General features: G+C 33.4%; 11 protein-coding genes. 4 read left to right on the top strand and 7 right to left on the bottom strand.

What is annotated here, in order from left to right; genetic code table 11:
• Nucleotides 1-28 precede the first annotated feature (28 nt).
• Together EV143_RS14010 and EV143_RS14005 are read left to right on the top strand one after the other, a co-directional pair.
• Entirely contained in the window at nucleotides 29-673 is a 645-nt protein-coding gene (locus EV143_RS14010; RefSeq protein ID WP_133508569.1) for a DUF47 domain-containing protein, read from the top strand.
• A 32-nt stretch (nucleotides 674-705) separates the two neighbouring features.
• Complete coding sequence (locus tag EV143_RS14005) at nucleotides 706-2049, top strand: inorganic phosphate transporter (RefSeq protein WP_133508568.1); 1344 nt, start codon at nucleotides 706-708, stop codon at nucleotides 2047-2049.
• Nucleotides 2050-2147: 98 nt separating this feature from the next.
• On the opposite strand, the gene EV143_RS14000 is transcribed toward EV143_RS14005, so the two are convergent.
• The 4 genes from EV143_RS14000 to EV143_RS13985 form a co-directional block, all read right to left on the bottom strand.
• Complete coding sequence (locus EV143_RS14000) at nucleotides 2148-3203, bottom strand: serine hydrolase domain-containing protein (protein WP_133508567.1); 1056 nt, start codon at nucleotides 3201-3203, stop codon at nucleotides 2148-2150.
• 160 nt (nucleotides 3204-3363) lie between these two features.
• The gene (locus EV143_RS13995; RefSeq protein WP_166638166.1) at nucleotides 3364-3879 is read right to left on the bottom strand and encodes a DUF421 domain-containing protein; all 516 of its coding nucleotides are present in this window, start codon (nucleotides 3877-3879) and stop codon (nucleotides 3364-3366) included.
• A gap of 98 nt (nucleotides 3880-3977) precedes the next feature.
• Nucleotides 3978-5348, bottom strand: a complete 1371-nt coding sequence (gene rimK, locus EV143_RS13990) for a 30S ribosomal protein S6--L-glutamate ligase (RefSeq protein ID WP_133508565.1) — start codon at nucleotides 5346-5348, stop codon at nucleotides 3978-3980.
• A gap of 140 nt (nucleotides 5349-5488) precedes the next feature.
• Complete coding sequence (locus tag EV143_RS13985; RefSeq protein WP_133508564.1) at nucleotides 5489-8035, bottom strand: ATP-dependent Clp protease ATP-binding subunit; 2547 nt, start codon at nucleotides 8033-8035, stop codon at nucleotides 5489-5491.
• Between the two features lie 258 nt (nucleotides 8036-8293).
• On the opposite strand from EV143_RS13985, the gene gyrA reads away from it, so the two are divergent.
• Nucleotides 8294-10933, top strand: a complete 2640-nt coding sequence (gene gyrA, locus EV143_RS13980) for a DNA gyrase subunit A (protein WP_133508563.1) — start codon at nucleotides 8294-8296, stop codon at nucleotides 10931-10933.
• A 44-nt stretch (nucleotides 10934-10977) separates the two neighbouring features.
• Nucleotides 10978-12249, top strand: coding sequence for a tetratricopeptide repeat protein (locus EV143_RS13975; protein ID WP_133508562.1), 1272 nt, complete (start codon nucleotides 10978-10980; stop codon nucleotides 12247-12249).
• 73 nt (nucleotides 12250-12322) lie between these two features.
• Here the strand turns inward: EV143_RS13975 and EV143_RS13970 are convergent, their stop codons facing one another.
• The 3 genes from EV143_RS13970 to EV143_RS13960 form a co-directional block, all read right to left on the bottom strand.
• Nucleotides 12323-12742, bottom strand: coding sequence for an OsmC family protein (locus tag EV143_RS13970; protein ID WP_133508561.1), 420 nt, complete (start codon nucleotides 12740-12742; stop codon nucleotides 12323-12325).
• Nucleotides 12743-13132: 390 nt separating this feature from the next.
• Nucleotides 13133-15130, bottom strand: coding sequence for a DUF349 domain-containing protein (locus EV143_RS13965; RefSeq protein WP_133508560.1), 1998 nt, complete (start codon nucleotides 15128-15130; stop codon nucleotides 13133-13135).
• Between the two features lie 170 nt (nucleotides 15131-15300).
• Nucleotides 15301-16050: a lipid A phosphoethanolamine transferase gene (locus EV143_RS13960; RefSeq protein WP_133508559.1), complete on the bottom strand. Its 750-nt coding sequence runs from the start codon at nucleotides 16048-16050 to the stop codon at nucleotides 15301-15303.
• Nucleotides 16051-16116: the final 66 nt, after the last annotated feature.

Below are 16116 nucleotides of genomic sequence, written 5' to 3'. Positions count from 1 at the left end.
GTAATTTTGCACTATCAAAAATATAAAGATGTCAATAAACAGTATTTTCCAATTTTTAGTGCCGAAAGACAAGAAATTCTTTCCACTTTTTGAAGAGGCTTCAACCAATTTAATTGAATTAGCTTCTAACCTACACGAAGCTGTAAACCTTCCTTTGAAAGAGAGAGAAGTTCTTTTTCAAAAGATCGATGAGTTAGAGCAAAGAGGAGAAGATATTACACGCCAGACTAATCTTGAATTAAGCAGAAACTTTATTACTCCATTTGATAGAGAGGATATTCATACCTTAATTACTTCTATTGATAACGTTGCAGATTACCTTCACGGTGCAGCAAGCAGAATGAGATTGTATCAGGTTGATAAGATTACAAAGTCTATCAGAAAAATGACAGAAATCAATCTTGAGGCTTGTCAAAACATTGACAGTGCTGTAAAAGAATTGAGCAACTTGAAAAACATGAACATTATTAAAGAAGCGTGTGCCAGAATCAATAAACTGGAAAACAAATCTGATAACGTATATAACAAAGCAGTTTTTGAAATTTTTGAAAACGAAACAGACGCTAAAAACATCATTAAATACAAAGAGGTTTTATCTGTTTTAGAATCAGCAACAGACAAATGTAAGAGTGTTGCGAACATACTGGAATCTATTTCTGTAAAACATTCTTAATTCAATTTATTTCATTCTGAAGTTATAATTTTATGACGCTACTTATAATTATTATAGTATTAGCTTTAATTTTTGATTACATCAATGGTTTTCATGATGCGGCAAATGCTATAGCTACCGTTGTTGCTACAAAGGTTTTAACGCCTTTTCAGGCCGTTCTTTGGGCAGCATTTTTTAACTTTCTGGCATATTGGGTTTTCGGATTTGGTGTTGCAGATACTGTTGCAAAAACAGCGCACACGATGGAGATTAACCTTGTTGTGATTCTTGCCGGGGTTATTGCAGCTATTTGTTGGAATTTATTGACTTGGTGGTTAGGAATACCTTCAAGTTCTTCTCATACATTAATAGGTGGTTTTGCCGGTGCAGCAGTTGCGCATGCTATAGCTGTACATGGTTTTTCTGGTTATGTTGGCGAAGATGGAACTACACATTACTGGTACGAAATCGTAAGCTGGTACAAGGCCGGAAAAGATGGCGGAATGCCTTCGGGAGTTCTTATCATTATTGCCTTTATTGTTTTAGCGCCATTATTGGGAGCATTGGCTTCTTATTTAATTTCGATCTGGTTGCTAAATGCTTCTCGTAAAGTTATTGGTCCTAAAATATTCACAGTTGTTTTAATGATCGCTACTGTATGGGTTGTTAGTCGCTTGATGGTTCCTTATGAAGAGATTGTTGAGCATGGAAAACCTAGATTTGATTCGCATTTTTGGAGTGTAGCTTTCGATCCGCATAATATTAAATGGTTATTGGTTGCTTTTATCATCTTAACAGTAAGTGCATTTTGTTTAATATTCAGTAGTTTAAATCTTCATCAGGCAGATGCTGCTTTGAAAAAGATGCAATTATTATCTTCTGCGGCTTTTAGTTTAGGACACGGAGGAAACGATTCGCAAAAAGTAATGGGTATTATTGCTGCTGCTGTAGCGGTTTTTATTCATACAAATCCCGGAGTTCATATGGATTCCTGGTTAGATGTTGTTTTGCCAAATGATGATTTAGGTGTAAAAGGCGTAATGCCAGGCTGGATTCCGTTAGCTTGTTATTCTGCAATTGCTGCAGGAACTTTGAGCGGAGGATGGAAAATTGTAAAAACAATGGGTTCTAAAATCACCAAAGTAACTTCATTCGAAGGTGTTGCTGCTGAAACAGCTGGAGCTTTAACGCTTTATTTTACGGAGCACTTAAAAATTCCAGTAAGTACAACACACACTATTACAGGATCTATTATCGGTGTTGGATTAACAAAACGTGTATCTGCTGTTCGTTGGGGTGTTACTGTAAGTTTAATTTGGGCCTGGATATTGACTATTCCTATTTCAGCTATTTTAGCAGGGTTGGTTTATTTTATTTTAAGCTTATTTATTTCTTAGTAAAATAAAAAATTCCAATATTTAAATTCCAAATTCCAAATTCCAATGCAAATGTGAAAACAAAGCGTTGGAATTTGGAATTTTTTTATTTGGAATTTTTAAAACAGTGGCATTTTAAAAGCATCATTAAAATAAGAACTTAAAACGCAGGTTAAAACGTTGTTGTTGTCATAATCCTTTCCGTTTGAGCAAAATGCGATTGCCAGTTTTTCTTTTGGCAAATAAGCTAATACCGATTTAAATCTGTCAACTCCGCCAGTATGACCGTAGATTTTTTTATCCTGATAAGGAAATTCGAACATTCCCATACCAAATTTGTCTTTTATGGTTTTCATTTCATTTAAATGTTCGGGTGAAATTATTTTACCGGCAAAAAGACTTTCAATAAAAAAGTTCAAATCAGTTGGATTAGAAACAATTCCTCCGGCTCCTAGCGGAATCGACATATCAGTTTCGGTGCTTTTTTGCCATTCTCCTGAATAGGAATAAGAATTGCATTCTTTGTTATCTACATTTATTTTTCCGCCAAAATAAGTGTTTTTTAGTTTTAAAGGTCTGATAATCTTGTGAGTTAAAATTTCTGCATACGATTTTTTGTAAAGATCTTCAAGTATGAAAGTTAGTAAAACATAATTAGAATTACTGTATTCTCCTTTTGTGTCCGGGTAAAAAGCAATTTCACCGGAAGCAATTCGCTCAATCATTTTATCTCTGGATTGATATTGTGTGTTCCAGTCAAAATAAATATCATCATTCGTAAAATCATGTATACCGCTTCGATGATTTAATAAATTTGAAACAGTGATTTTGTTCGCATTTTTTATCGATGGAAAGTAGTTATCGATTGTTTGGTTTAAATTGATTTTTTTGTCTTCAACAGCCTTAAAAATTAACGAAGCGGTGAATATTTTCGAAATTGAACCAATTCTGTATTTGGTATTTATATCTGATTTTTTTGAATTCGCAACATCATCATAACCAATGGAATTTGAATAAATAAGTTTTCCATTTTCTGAAATAGCAATACTTCCCATGTATTTATGATTCTTATCTAAAAGCTGAAATAAACTGTCTAATCTTTTGGTATTTAAGTTTTGGGAAAACCCGCTTGTAAAGAGAAAAGTAAATAAAATCAGGAATAATAATTTCTTCATTGGTTGGTTTAGTTAGTTAGAGTTTGGAATTTTTTGTTTGAAATTTATCATCTCAGTTTGGAATTTGGAATTTCAAAAAATTGGGATTTTTAAAATTTGATCATCTCAGTTTGGAATTGGTCCCGACGCTTCGGGATAAATTATTGGAATTTTAACAATGTTATTTTCTAAAATTCTTATGATTGTGTTTTCTTTTATAGTGTGTTTGCTTGAGTTGTTTTTTATCTTCTGAAATTACACTAATTGTACCGTCTATTTCTAACATACAAAGCTTTACATCGGTAAAATGTTCTAAACCATGCTCACGCATTGCTTCTTTTAATTCGTCATTAGAAATGTCTAATTTGCTTAAAGAATCAAAATCTAATTTTCCGTCGTGAATTAATATTTCAGGTTTATCCAGTAATAAATCGCTAAGGACTTTATATTTATGCGTTAGTTTTTTGATTATAAAGTTAATTACAAATAAGACCAAAGCTGCAACCAAACCTCCCCAAAGACTTGTGTCCGGGCCAACCATTGCATTTTGAACTGAATTACTGATCAATAAAATCAGTATAATATCAGCTGTATTTAATTGCGATAATTCTTTTTTCCCGAAGATGCGTAATGCAATCGTCATAAAAAAATAGACCGCAGCGCTTCGGGCAATAATATCTAAATAGGGGATTAGCATCATTTTGTTTTATTGTAAATTTAAAAAAAGCTTTGTCAAAGTTTTTACACTTTAACAAAGCTGCTAAATTAATTATTCGGTATTAAGTTTAAATGAACTTATATAAGCTTAAAATTCTTTTCGATTGCTCTGATCATTTCTCCGGCAATATCTTTATTAGTTGCACCTTCAATTCCTTCAAGTCCTGGAGATGAGTTTACTTCAAGTAACAATGGCCCTTTTGCAGAACGAATAATATCAACACCGGCTACTTTCAAATCCATTGCTTTTGCTGCTTTTATAGCGATCTTTTTTTCTTCAGGCGTTACTTTAATTATTGATGCGGTTCCTCCAAGATGAATATTAGCTCTAAATTCGCCTGGCATTGCTTCACGCTGAATTGCCGCAACAACTTTCCCGTCAATAACAAAACAGCGAATATCTTTTCCGTTAGCTTCTTTAATAAATTCCTGGACAAGAATATTAGCATTTAAACTTTTAAAAGCATTAATAACACTTTCTGCAGCTTTTTTGGTTTCGGCTAAAACAACTCCTTTTCCTTGTGTTCCTTCAAGTAATTTTACAATTAAAGGCGAACCTCCAACCATTTTAATCAAATTGTCGGTATCTAGAGGAGAATTGGCAAACCCTGTTGTCGGAATATCAATGCCGCTATTTAAAAGCAATTGTAGCGAGTATAATTTATCTCTCGATTGTGTTATGGCTGTAGCAGAATTTAAACAATAAACCTTCAAAGCTTCAAACTGACGTGTTAGAGCACAACCATAAAAAGTAATACTTGGTCGGATTCTCGGAATAATAGCATCAAACTGATTTAATATTTTTCCGCCACGATAGTGAATTTCAGGAGTTTTGGCGTCCAGCTTCATGTAACATTCTTTGATATTCAAAAAATGCATTTCATGACCGCGCATTTCGCCCGCTTCCATAATTCTTTTATTACTGTACAATTCCGGATTACTGGCTAAAAGACCAATTCGCAAACCTGAAGTTGCTTTTTCAGAGTTTTGATATAACTCTTTTAATGTTTCAGTTGATGGTTGTCCAAGTAAATATTTTTCTTCAGGATCAACCAATACACGTCCGCTCATGGCTTCACGGCCTAAAAGCATACGGAAACCCATTGAATCACGATTGGTCAATGTCATTTCGATTGGCCATTTTGCCTCGCCAATTTTAATATTGGTTTGAATCACATAACGGTGTTCTCTAAAACCACTGGAACTTTTTACAATTCTTTTGTCAACTAAAGGAGCTTCACAATGAATAATAGTTTTTGTATTATTCTGAATTGGATTAATATCAAATTTCACCCAATTGGCGTCATTTTTTATAAAGGGAGCTATGTTTATAGCGTGCATTGCTGAAGTTTTTGCGCCGGAGTCGACACGAGCCTTGATTGTAGGAATTCCGAGTTCAGGAAATGAGCACCATTCTTCGCTACCTAAAATGACTTTGTTTTGAAGCATACGTTGTATTTAATTATAAAATTTTAATATCAAATATAACCATTTACTTTTTAAAAATTAAGCATTTTAACCAAAGAAAAAACCCGTTATGTTATAAAAACGTAACGGGTTTGTTATTCTTGTTATAAATTTTAACAATTTTATAGATTTGTAGGTTCTTCTGCTTTGTGTATTTCTACCGAAAGTTCTTGAGAATCATCTTTTAAATCCATCAAAATTTCATCACCTGAATGAATTTTTGAAGTAATGATTTCTTCTGCCAACAAATCTTCTACATATTTCTGGATCGCTCTTTTTAGAGGTCTTGCTCCAAATTGTCTGTCAAAACCTTTTTCAGCAATAAATGCTTTTGCTTTGTCAGTCAAACTTAAAGTATATCCTAATTCAGCAATACGAGAATATAATTTTTTAAGCTCGATTTCGATAATCAAATCGATATCTTCTTTTTCTAATGCGTTAAATACAATTACGTCATCAATTCTGTTCAAGAATTCAGGAGCAAAGGTTTTTTTCAATGCATTTTCGATAATGCTTTTTGAGTTTTCATCGGCCTGAGCTACTTTCGCAGCAGTTCCGAATCCTACACCTTGTCCAAAATCTTTTAACTGACGTGCACCAACGTTAGATGTCATGATAATGATCGTGTTTTTAAAATCGATTTTGCGACCTAAACTATCTGTCAAATATCCGTCATCTAAAACCTGAAGCATCATATTGAATACATCCGGATGCGCTTTTTCGATCTCATCTAAAAGAACAACACAGTAAGGTTTTCTACGTACTTTTTCAGTCAATTGACCACCTTCTTCGTATCCTACATATCCCGGAGGCGCTCCAACTAAACGAGAGATTGCAAATTTTTCCATGTATTCACTCATGTCGATACGAACTAATGCATCTTCAGAATCGAATAATTCTTTTGCTAAAACTTTCGCTAATTGCGTTTTACCAACTCCGGTCTGACCTAAGAAAATAAATGAACCAATTGGTTTGTTAGGATCTTTGAGTCCGGCTCTGTTACGTTGAATAGAACGTGCAATTTTAAGAACAGCTTCGTTTTGACCAATTACTTTGTTCTGAATCAATTCAGGTAATTTAGCCAGTTTATTACTTTCTGTCTGAGCAATTCTGTTTACAGGAATTCCGGTCATCATCGAAACAACATCGGCTACATTATCTTCTGTAACTTCAATACGGTTGTTTTTAGAATCTTCTTCCCATTGTTCTTGCGCAACAGCTAAATCTTTTTCAATGCGTTTTTCATCATCACGAAGTTTGGCTGCTTCTTCATATTTTTGTTTTTTAACAACCATATTTTTGTTTTCACGCACTTCTTCTAACTGACGTTCTAAATCCAAAATTTGTTTAGGAACATCGATGTTAGTAATGTGTACACGAGAACCAGCTTCGTCAAGAGCATCAATAGCTTTGTCCGGTAAAAAACGCTCAGACATATATCTGTTTGTCAATTTAACACAAGCTTCAATTGCTTCCTGGGTATAAGTTACGTTGTGGTGATCTTCGTATTTGTCTTTAATGTTGTTCAAAATTGCAATTGTTTCTTCAACAGAAGTTGGCTCCACAATTACCTTTTGAAAACGTCTTTCTAAAGCACCGTCTTTCTCAATATATTGTCTGTACTCATCAAGAGTTGTTGCGCCAATACATTGAATTTCGCCTCTTGCTAAAGCAGGTTTGAACATGTTTGAAGCATCAAGAGAACCTGTTGCTCCACCAGCACCTACAATAGTGTGAATTTCATCAATGAAAAGAATGATATCATCATTTTTTTCAAGTTCGTTCATTACGGCTTTCATTCTTTCTTCAAACTGGCCTCGGTATTTTGTTCCGGCAACTAAGCTTGCCAAATCAAGTGTAACCACACGTTTGTTGAAAAGAATACGAGATACTTTTTTCTGAATGATACGTAATGCAAGTCCTTCTGCAATAGCAGACTTACCAACACCAGGCTCTCCAATAAGCAGCGGGTTGTTCTTTTTTCTACGGCTTAAAATTTGTGAAACACGTTCAATTTCTTTTTCGCGTCCTACAACAGGATCTAGTTTTCCTTCCTCGGCCATTTCTGTTAAATCTCTCCCAAAATTATCTAATACCGGAGTCTTAGATTTTTTGTTTGACTTATTGGCTGGATTATTAAAACTACTTTCTTTAAGACTGTCATCTTGTCCTGAATCGTCGTTGTACGATTCGTTTCTTGGCAAGTTTTCTAAGAATTCTTCTTCGTTTGGCGTCATGTTTAAATATTGTTCTTTAGCTATGTCATAATCTATTTTTAGCTTATTCAATAACTTGGTTGTTGGATCGTTTTCGTTTCGTAAGATACATAGAAGCAGGTGAGCGGTGCTAATCGATGAGCTTTGAAATACTTTAGCTTCAAGAAAAGTGGTCTTCAGTGCCCTCTCGGCCTGTCGGGTAAGGTGAAGGTTTTTCTTTTCTGCATTTACTTCAACGCTCTGGTTGGCTGGACTCAGTATTTCTACCTTCCTGCGTAAATGATCTAAATCGACCGCTAGGTTATTAAGTATATGAATAGCTTTTCCGTTACCATCTCTTAAAATGCCTAGCATTAGATGTTCAGTACCAATAAAGTCGTGTCCTAAACGAAGGGCTTCTTCCTTACTGTATGTAATAACATCTTTTACTCTTGGTGAAAAATTATCATCCATAATATATAATTGGTATTGTAAATTTAATGAATTACTGTTGGAAAAACAAAAACCATACCCTTCCAAATGTCCTGTCAGCTAATTGACAAAAAAAATAACAATAAAAGCGTTAAAAAACGCTTAATTTATTAACTAAAAGACGAAATAAAGTTGTTAATAAATCATTGAAATAAGTGTAAGTAAATAGCTGAAAAAATTTCAAAAAACCGTATCTTGGCACGCTTTGAAACTAATGTAATTAATAAAACATAACAACTTATGTCTGAAGGAGAAAAGTTAATTCCTATTAACATTGAAGATGAAATGAAATCAGCTTACATCGATTATTCGATGTCAGTAATTGTATCGAGAGCGCTTCCTGATGTTAGAGATGGCTTGAAACCAGTGCATCGAAGAGTTCTTTACGGAATGTATGATTTAGGTGTAACTTCAAGATCTGCCCACAAAAAATCTGCAAGAATCGTAGGAGAGGTTCTGGGTAAGTATCACCCGCACGGAGATACTTCGGTTTATGATGCAATGGTACGTATGGCTCAGGAATGGAGTATGCGTTATTTATTAGTTGACGGGCAAGGTAACTTTGGTTCTGTTGATGGCGATAGTCCTGCAGCAATGCGTTATACTGAGGCGAGAATGCGCAAAATCTCAGAAGATATTATGGCCGATATCGAAAAAGAAACAGTTGATTTTCAATTGAACTTTGACGATACTTTATATGAGCCAAAAGTAATGCCAACAAGAGTTCCTACTTTATTAGTAAACGGAGCAACAGGTATTGCGGTTGGTATGGCTACTAACATGCCACCACACAATTTAACAGAAGTTATCAATGGTACATTAGCGTATCTTGATAATAACGATATTGAAATAGACGAATTAATAACACATATTAAAGCTCCGGATTTTCCAACCGGTGGTGTAATATATGGTTATGAAGGCGTTCGTGAAGCTTTTAAAACCGGTAGAGGACGTATTGTTATGCGTGCAAAAGTTGGTTTTGAAGAAGTTGACGGAAGAGAATGTATCATCGTTACCGAGATTCCATATCAGGTTAACAAAGCCGAAATGATCAAACGTACGGCTGATTTAGTTAACGATAAAAAAATTGACGGTATTGCGAATATTCGTGACGAGTCTGACAGAAACGGTATGCGTATCGTGTACATCCTGAAACGTGACGCTACGCCAAACGTAGTTTTAAATACCTTATATAAGTTTACCTCGTTACAATCATCTTTCAGTGTAAATAATATTGCACTTGTAAAAGGCCGCCCGCAAATGTTGAATCTAAAAGATATGATTCACTATTTTATCGAGCACCGTCATGATGTTGTAGTTCGCAGAACGCAATTTGAATTGCGTAAAGCCGAAGAAAGAGCGCATATTTTAGAAGGATTAATTATTGCTTCTGATAATATTGACGAAGTAATTGCTATCATCAGAGGTTCTAAAAATACAGAAGAAGCTCGTGAGAAATTAATTGAAAGATTTAAATTATCTGATATTCAGGCTCGTGCTATTGTTGAGATGCGTTTACGTCAGTTAACAGGTCTGGAGCAAGATAAATTAAGAGCTGAGTTCGAAGAATTGATGAAATTAATCGAGCACTTAAAAGCTTTATTAGCAGATGTTGATTTAAGAACTGCTTTAATTAAAGAAGAACTTGAAGAAATTCGTGAAAAATACGGAGATGCCCGTCGTTCTCTAATTGAATATTCTGGTGGAGATGTAAGTATCGAAGATTTAATTGCTGATGAAAATGTAGTTATTACAATTTCTCACGCTGGTTACATCAAACGTACCAACTTAACAGAATACAAAACGCAAAATAGAGGAGGAGTTGGACAAAAAAGCGCAGGAACGAGAGATCAGGATTTCCTTGAACATATGTTCGTTGCAACCAACCACCAATATATGATGTTCTTTACGCAAAAAGGAAAATGTTTCTGGATGCGTGTTTACGAAATTCCGGAAGGAAGTAAAACGGCTAAAGGTAGAGCAATCCAGAATCTTGTAAATATTGAAAGCGATGATAAAGTAAAAGCTTTCATTTGTACACAAGACTTAAAAGATAAAGATTACATCAACAGTCATAATCTTGTAATGGTTACCAAAAAAGGTCAGGTTAAGAAAACTTCTTTAGAGAAATATTCTAAACCAAGAGTAAATGGTGTTGCCGCTATTACAATTAAAGAATGTGATGAATTATTAGAAGCAAAATTAACTAACGGAGAAAGCCAAATTATCCTAGCTGTTAAGTCTGGTAAATTGGTTCGTTTTGAAGAAACCAAAACGCGTCCGATGGGAAGAACGGCTTCTGGAGTTCGTGGAATTACATTAAAAGACGATACTGATGAAGTAATTGGTATGGTTACTGTAGATAAAGACAATGTGAATGATTCGCAAATTTTAGTTGTAACTGAAAACGGATACGGTAAACGTACTAAATTAGTTGACGATGATGGCGAAGATGTTTACAGAATTACAAACCGTGGAGGAAAAGGTGTAAAAACGCTTAATATTACGGAAAAAACAGGAAAATTAATTTCGATTAATGCTGTAACTGATGCTGATGATTTAATGATCATTAACAAATCAGGATTAACAATAAGAATGGCTATTGAAGATTTACGTGTTATGGGTCGTGCAACGCAAGGTGTTCGATTGATTAACTTAAAAGGTAAAGATTCTATTGCAGCGGTAACAAAAGTTATGAAAGATGACGTTGCAGAAGTTATTGTTGACGAAGACGGTAATGTTATTGAATCTGCTATTGAAAGAGTTAAACCAGATTTAGAAGTTCTTGAAGATGATGGAACTGCAGAAGATGACGACGATGATTCTGACGACGAAGTAGAAGATGAAGACGATTCAGAGGAAGAAGAATCTGAAGAATAAAAATATAACCACGAAAATTTAAATTAAATACAAATTAGAATACTATGAAAAGTAAATATGTAATACTTGCATCAGCATTATTGATTTCAGTAGCTACTTTTGCTCAAAAAGATCAAATCAAAAATGCAGAAAAAGCATTAAAAAGCGGAGATGCTCAAGGAGCAATTACCATATTAAAAGATGCTGAGAACCTTGTTGTAAATGCCAAAGATGTTGAACAAGCACAATATTACTTTGTAAAAGGTAATGCATTATTAGATTTAGCAAACAAAAGTATCGAAACAGGTAAAAATTTATCTCTTGCTGCTGAAAGCTATAAAAAATTAATTGATCTTGAAAAAGAGTCTGGAAAACAAAAATACTCCACTCAGGCTGCTGCATCAATTGCAGAAATTAAAGGTAAATTGATTAATGCCGCTATTGCTGATACACAAGCTAATAAACATTCTGACGGAGCAAAAAAATTATATGACGCTTATTTATTAGACAGAAAAGATACTATCAATTTATACTACGCTGCTTCAACAGCGGTAAACGCTCAGGATTATGATACAGCTTTACCAATGTACGAAGAATTGAAGAAACTTAATTATTCTGGTAAAGGAACAAGTTACACAGCAACAAACAAAGCTTCAGGTGGCGAAGATGGTTTCAATACAGCAAGCGAAAGAGATTTAGCAATTAAATTAGGAACGCACGAAAAGCCTAAAACAGAAGCTATTCCATCTAAAAGAGGTGAGATTTACAAAAATTTAGCTCTAATTTTAGTTCAGAAAGGTCGTATCGAAGATGCTAAAAAAGCTATCGCTGACGCCAGAAAAACAAATCCGGATGATGCATCTTTAATTCTTACAGAAGCAAACTTGTACCTTGAAACTAAAGATTTTGATACATACAAAAAATTAGTTGGAGAAGCTTTGCAAAAAGAACCAAACAACGCCGATTTAATTTTTAATTTAGGTGTAATTAGCGCTAATGCTAAAAATCCTGCAGACGCTGAAAAATATTACCTAAAAGCAATTGAAATAAATCCGAACTATACAAATGCTTACCTTAATCTTGCAGCGTTAAAATTAGAAGCCGAAAAACCAATCATTGATGAAATGAATAAATTAGGTACTTCTGCAAAAGATATGAAGCGCTATGACGCATTAAAGGCTCAAAGAGAAAATGTGTTTAAAGGAGTAATTCCTTATCTTAAAAAAGCACATGATTTAGATCCTAAAAACGAAGATGTTTCTAAAACATTATTAGGTGTTTACAAAGCATTAGAAATGACTGCTGAAGCAAAAGCATTAAAAGCTACAATGAACTAATTCATTCATTGTTCTACATAAAAAAAAAACATCAGCCGCGGCTGATGTTTTTTTTATGCTTTAAAATTATTTATTAGCTAACCAAAGTAGCTGATAAGGTAATTGTTGTATTTAAAAGTTTAGAGATCGGACAGATTTCTTTTGCTTTTGCAGCAGTTTTTTCAAATTCTTCTGCAGAAATAGAAGGTACTTTTCCCTTTAGATCCAAATGAATTAAAGTTATTGTTCCATCCTCAAAAGTTACAGTAGCTTCTGTAGATAAATCATCTGCTGTAAAACCTCCTTCGTTTAATAAAAAACTTAACTGCATTGTAAAACAGCCTGAATGTGCTGCAGCAACCAGTTCTTCCGGATTTGTACCAACTCCATCTGCAAATCTTGTTTTAAATGAAAGTTGTGCATTATCCAGAGTTGTACTTTGAGTACTAATACTTCCTTTTCCTTCCATACCGGTTCCTTGCCAGTTTGAGTTTGCTTTTCTAGTAAATTTCATTTTTTGTTGTTATTAGGATTAATATTGAATAGCATTTAGTAGGTCATCAATAATAATGTGACTATCAAATATAATCAATATTTTACAGAATTGTTTTATGAAATTTAATTAGAATGTTAAGTTTAGTGTTTCAAGTTTCAGTTTTCAGGTTTGAAATGAGATTAACGATTGTGTAAATTTTACCGCAAAGCACGCAAAGCTTTTTAAAATATATTGTGTTGACAAACGCAAAGCACACAAAGCTTTGCGAACTTTGTGTTTTTATAAAAGTCTTACATATGAAAAAACTTTGCGTGCTTTGCGGTAAAAACTTCAAGATTAAAAAAAAGCTGCAATGAATATCTTCAATGCAGCTTAATATAAAGTTGTCGACTTAGTTCAATCTGGCAATTACTCCGGTTGATTCAAGTTTCTTAATTGTTTTAATTTGTCTTTCCAAAGTTCAAGGCTTTCTTTGTGAATAGCGATGTTTTTGCGAACTTCAAGAACAATTGAATTCTCTTTTTTAGCATTTTTTGTATTTGTAAAAAATTGAATATTATTCTCTAATTGAAAGATTTCATTTTGAACTTCTTCAATTTTACGCATTAAGAAAATCTTTTCGTTATCTAATTTACGAGTATCGTTACTGTCAGATAAAGAATCAATTCTGTTAGAAAAACGCATCATTTCAGTTTCTTTTTTACTCAAACTTAATTTTTCAAAAAGAGCATCCAGAATTTTATTGAACTTTCCTTCGATATGACGTCTTGAAAAAGGCACTTTTCCAAAACCTTTCCAGGTTTCAATATGAAGTTTTATTGCATCTAAATCTGTTTTATGATCACCAGTTAATTGGTAAGTTCTTAACGTATCTAAGTAGGCTTTTTTATTATCAAAAGCAGCAACTTCGTCTCCGTTTTCTTCAGATTTATGTTCTTTTAATTTATCAAAATAATGGTTGCAGGCATCCTTAAATTCTTTCCAGATTTTATCTGAATATTTTTTAGGAACATGGCCAATTTGTTTCCATTCTTCCTGAATTTGTTTCATTACCGGAGTAGTAGCACCAAAATCTGTACTTTCCTGTAATTCTTTGGCTTTCGCCACAAGAGCCATTTTTTTATTTAAATTGTCGTTTTGATCTTTTTTAATGTCTTTATAAAATGAATTTTTAAAAGAATTAAAGTTTCTAACGGCAGTTTTAAACGCAGCCCAGGTTTCTTCATTTACATCAGACGGAACTTTGCCTGCAGCAAAAAACTCATTTCTAAGTGCTTCAACTTTTTGTATTTGTAACAACCATTGTGAATGAGAATTTACTTTCTCTGTACCTAAAACTTCAATTTTAGCAATAATTTCTTTTTTAACTTCAAGGTTTTGTTGCTCGTTTGCTCTTTGACCTTCAAATAAAAGTTCTCTTTTATCATGAATTTTTTTAGTCAATTCACTAAATTTATTCCAGATTGTATCACGGTGTTCTTTAGAAACTGGTCCAATGTCCTCTTTCCAGATTCTGTGTAAATCCTGTAATTCACGGAATGCTTTGCTGACATCCGCTTCATTCACTAATTCTTCAACACGGGCAACGATTTTTTGCTTTTGTTCTAAATTGTATTTAAAATCCAGATCTCTAGCTTCACGATCTAAGTGTAGATAATCATAGAAATTTTCTACATGAAAATGATAATTATTCCAAACGTGATTGTATTTATCTTTTGGAATCGCTCCGGCATTTTTCCATCTTTCTCTTAAATCATTAAAATGTTTAAGCGTATCCTTGATGTTTTCCTGCGGATTTATAAGTTCTTTTAGTTCCTCAACTATAGCAAGTCGGTTCTCTAAATTTGATTTTAAATTAGTCTGCAAATGCTTGAAATGAGCATTTCTTTTCTCTCTGAAAATATTATAATATTCATCAAATTTCGATTTTAATGGAGAATGATATTCAAATTCTTCATTAGGATCTTGTTTTGATGCGTTAAATTCTTCTTTTTTCTCCTCTATAAGGTGATTGTATTGTAATAAAAATGACTTTTTAATTTCTTCAATGTGATCTTTTACAGACATTGCTTTATCTGTATTCACCAATTTTTTTAATTCATCGACAAGAGCGTCTAACGAAAAAGTATCATAATCCTGCATAGGAAGATCATGACGGTCTTTTAACGTCTCATCTTCGCTTTCTTCAGCGTTCGAATTTGTGATGGCATCTAATGCTGTCTGATGATTAGCTTCTGTAACTTCTTCTTCAGAATTTTCTACTTCGCTTTCAGTAAGCAAAATTTCATTCTCTTGAGTTGGTTCAGAATCTGATGTTTCAATGGCATCATTTGGTGTAGAATCGCTAATTTCGATTTCTGATTTTCCGTCTGCATCTTGCAGGTTGTCATTCTTTTCTTCTAACATTTTAAATGTGTAAGGTTTTTATTTAAACAGTGCGAAAGATAGTAAAGGTGTTTCTAAATACAAAATAAATCGTTTGTTTATAACATTTTTACGGTCAAATTCTTATTTTTTAATCTGTTTTAAGATTATGATATGATTTTTTTTCTGTTTTTTTTGAGGTAAATTCAAATTTAAAATAAAATCAGCATTCCAATTTCAATACCATAATTATAAGATTTGTGACTTCCAAAACCGATGCTGGGATGAATGTATGCCATATCATTTTTGGTTATTTTTCGGCCAAATTCCAGAAATGCATTATTAGGATAACCTTTGTTTGTTGCATTATATCTAAAAGCCACATCAGCAGCGATCCAGTTTTTGCCAATGATATACATAAAGTAATTCTCCAAAGCGGTTGTATTAACATCGCTTCGGTTCTCAGATCCTGCAAAACTGAGTTGATTTTCTAAAGAAGCAATCCAAAGCAATTTTTTTTCAATGAAGTAAGCGCCGTAAAATACTGCAGGTGCGAAAACCCATTTTCCTGTTCCTAATGCAGGATCTACGGCCGAATTTGAAATAACTTTAACTCGAAAAGCGATTCCTTTGCTATGATCTAAATACGGGATGTAACTTATACCTGCACCAATATCTCCAATTCCTGTTTTATTGATGGATGATGTGTTGGTCGAAACCAATGGAAGATCAACTCTTAAATTCCATGCTTTGTTAGCAATTGGATGCAGAAAACGAAGTTGAGTGGTATTAAAAGATCCGGAATCAGTATCTAAATATTCATTAAAAAGCAAAATCGTTTTTAAATAATAATGATAACGTGCTTCTGTATAAGGATTTTTTGCCTGTTTAATAGTGTCTTGAGCATTTATTGAAAAAATGGACAAAGAGCTTAGTAAATAAAATAGTTGTAATTTTTTCATAACTACCTATTAATGAGTAGTCTAAATTACAAAAATTACCTTACATTTTATTTTCAGGTATTTATT

It is taken from the genome of Flavobacterium chryseum (assembly GCF_004362015.1).
Lineage (GTDB): Bacteria > Bacteroidota > Bacteroidia > Flavobacteriales > Flavobacteriaceae > Flavobacterium.
Note: the sequence above shows the minus strand (reverse complement) of the source record. Positions and strands in the feature narration are given on the sequence as shown.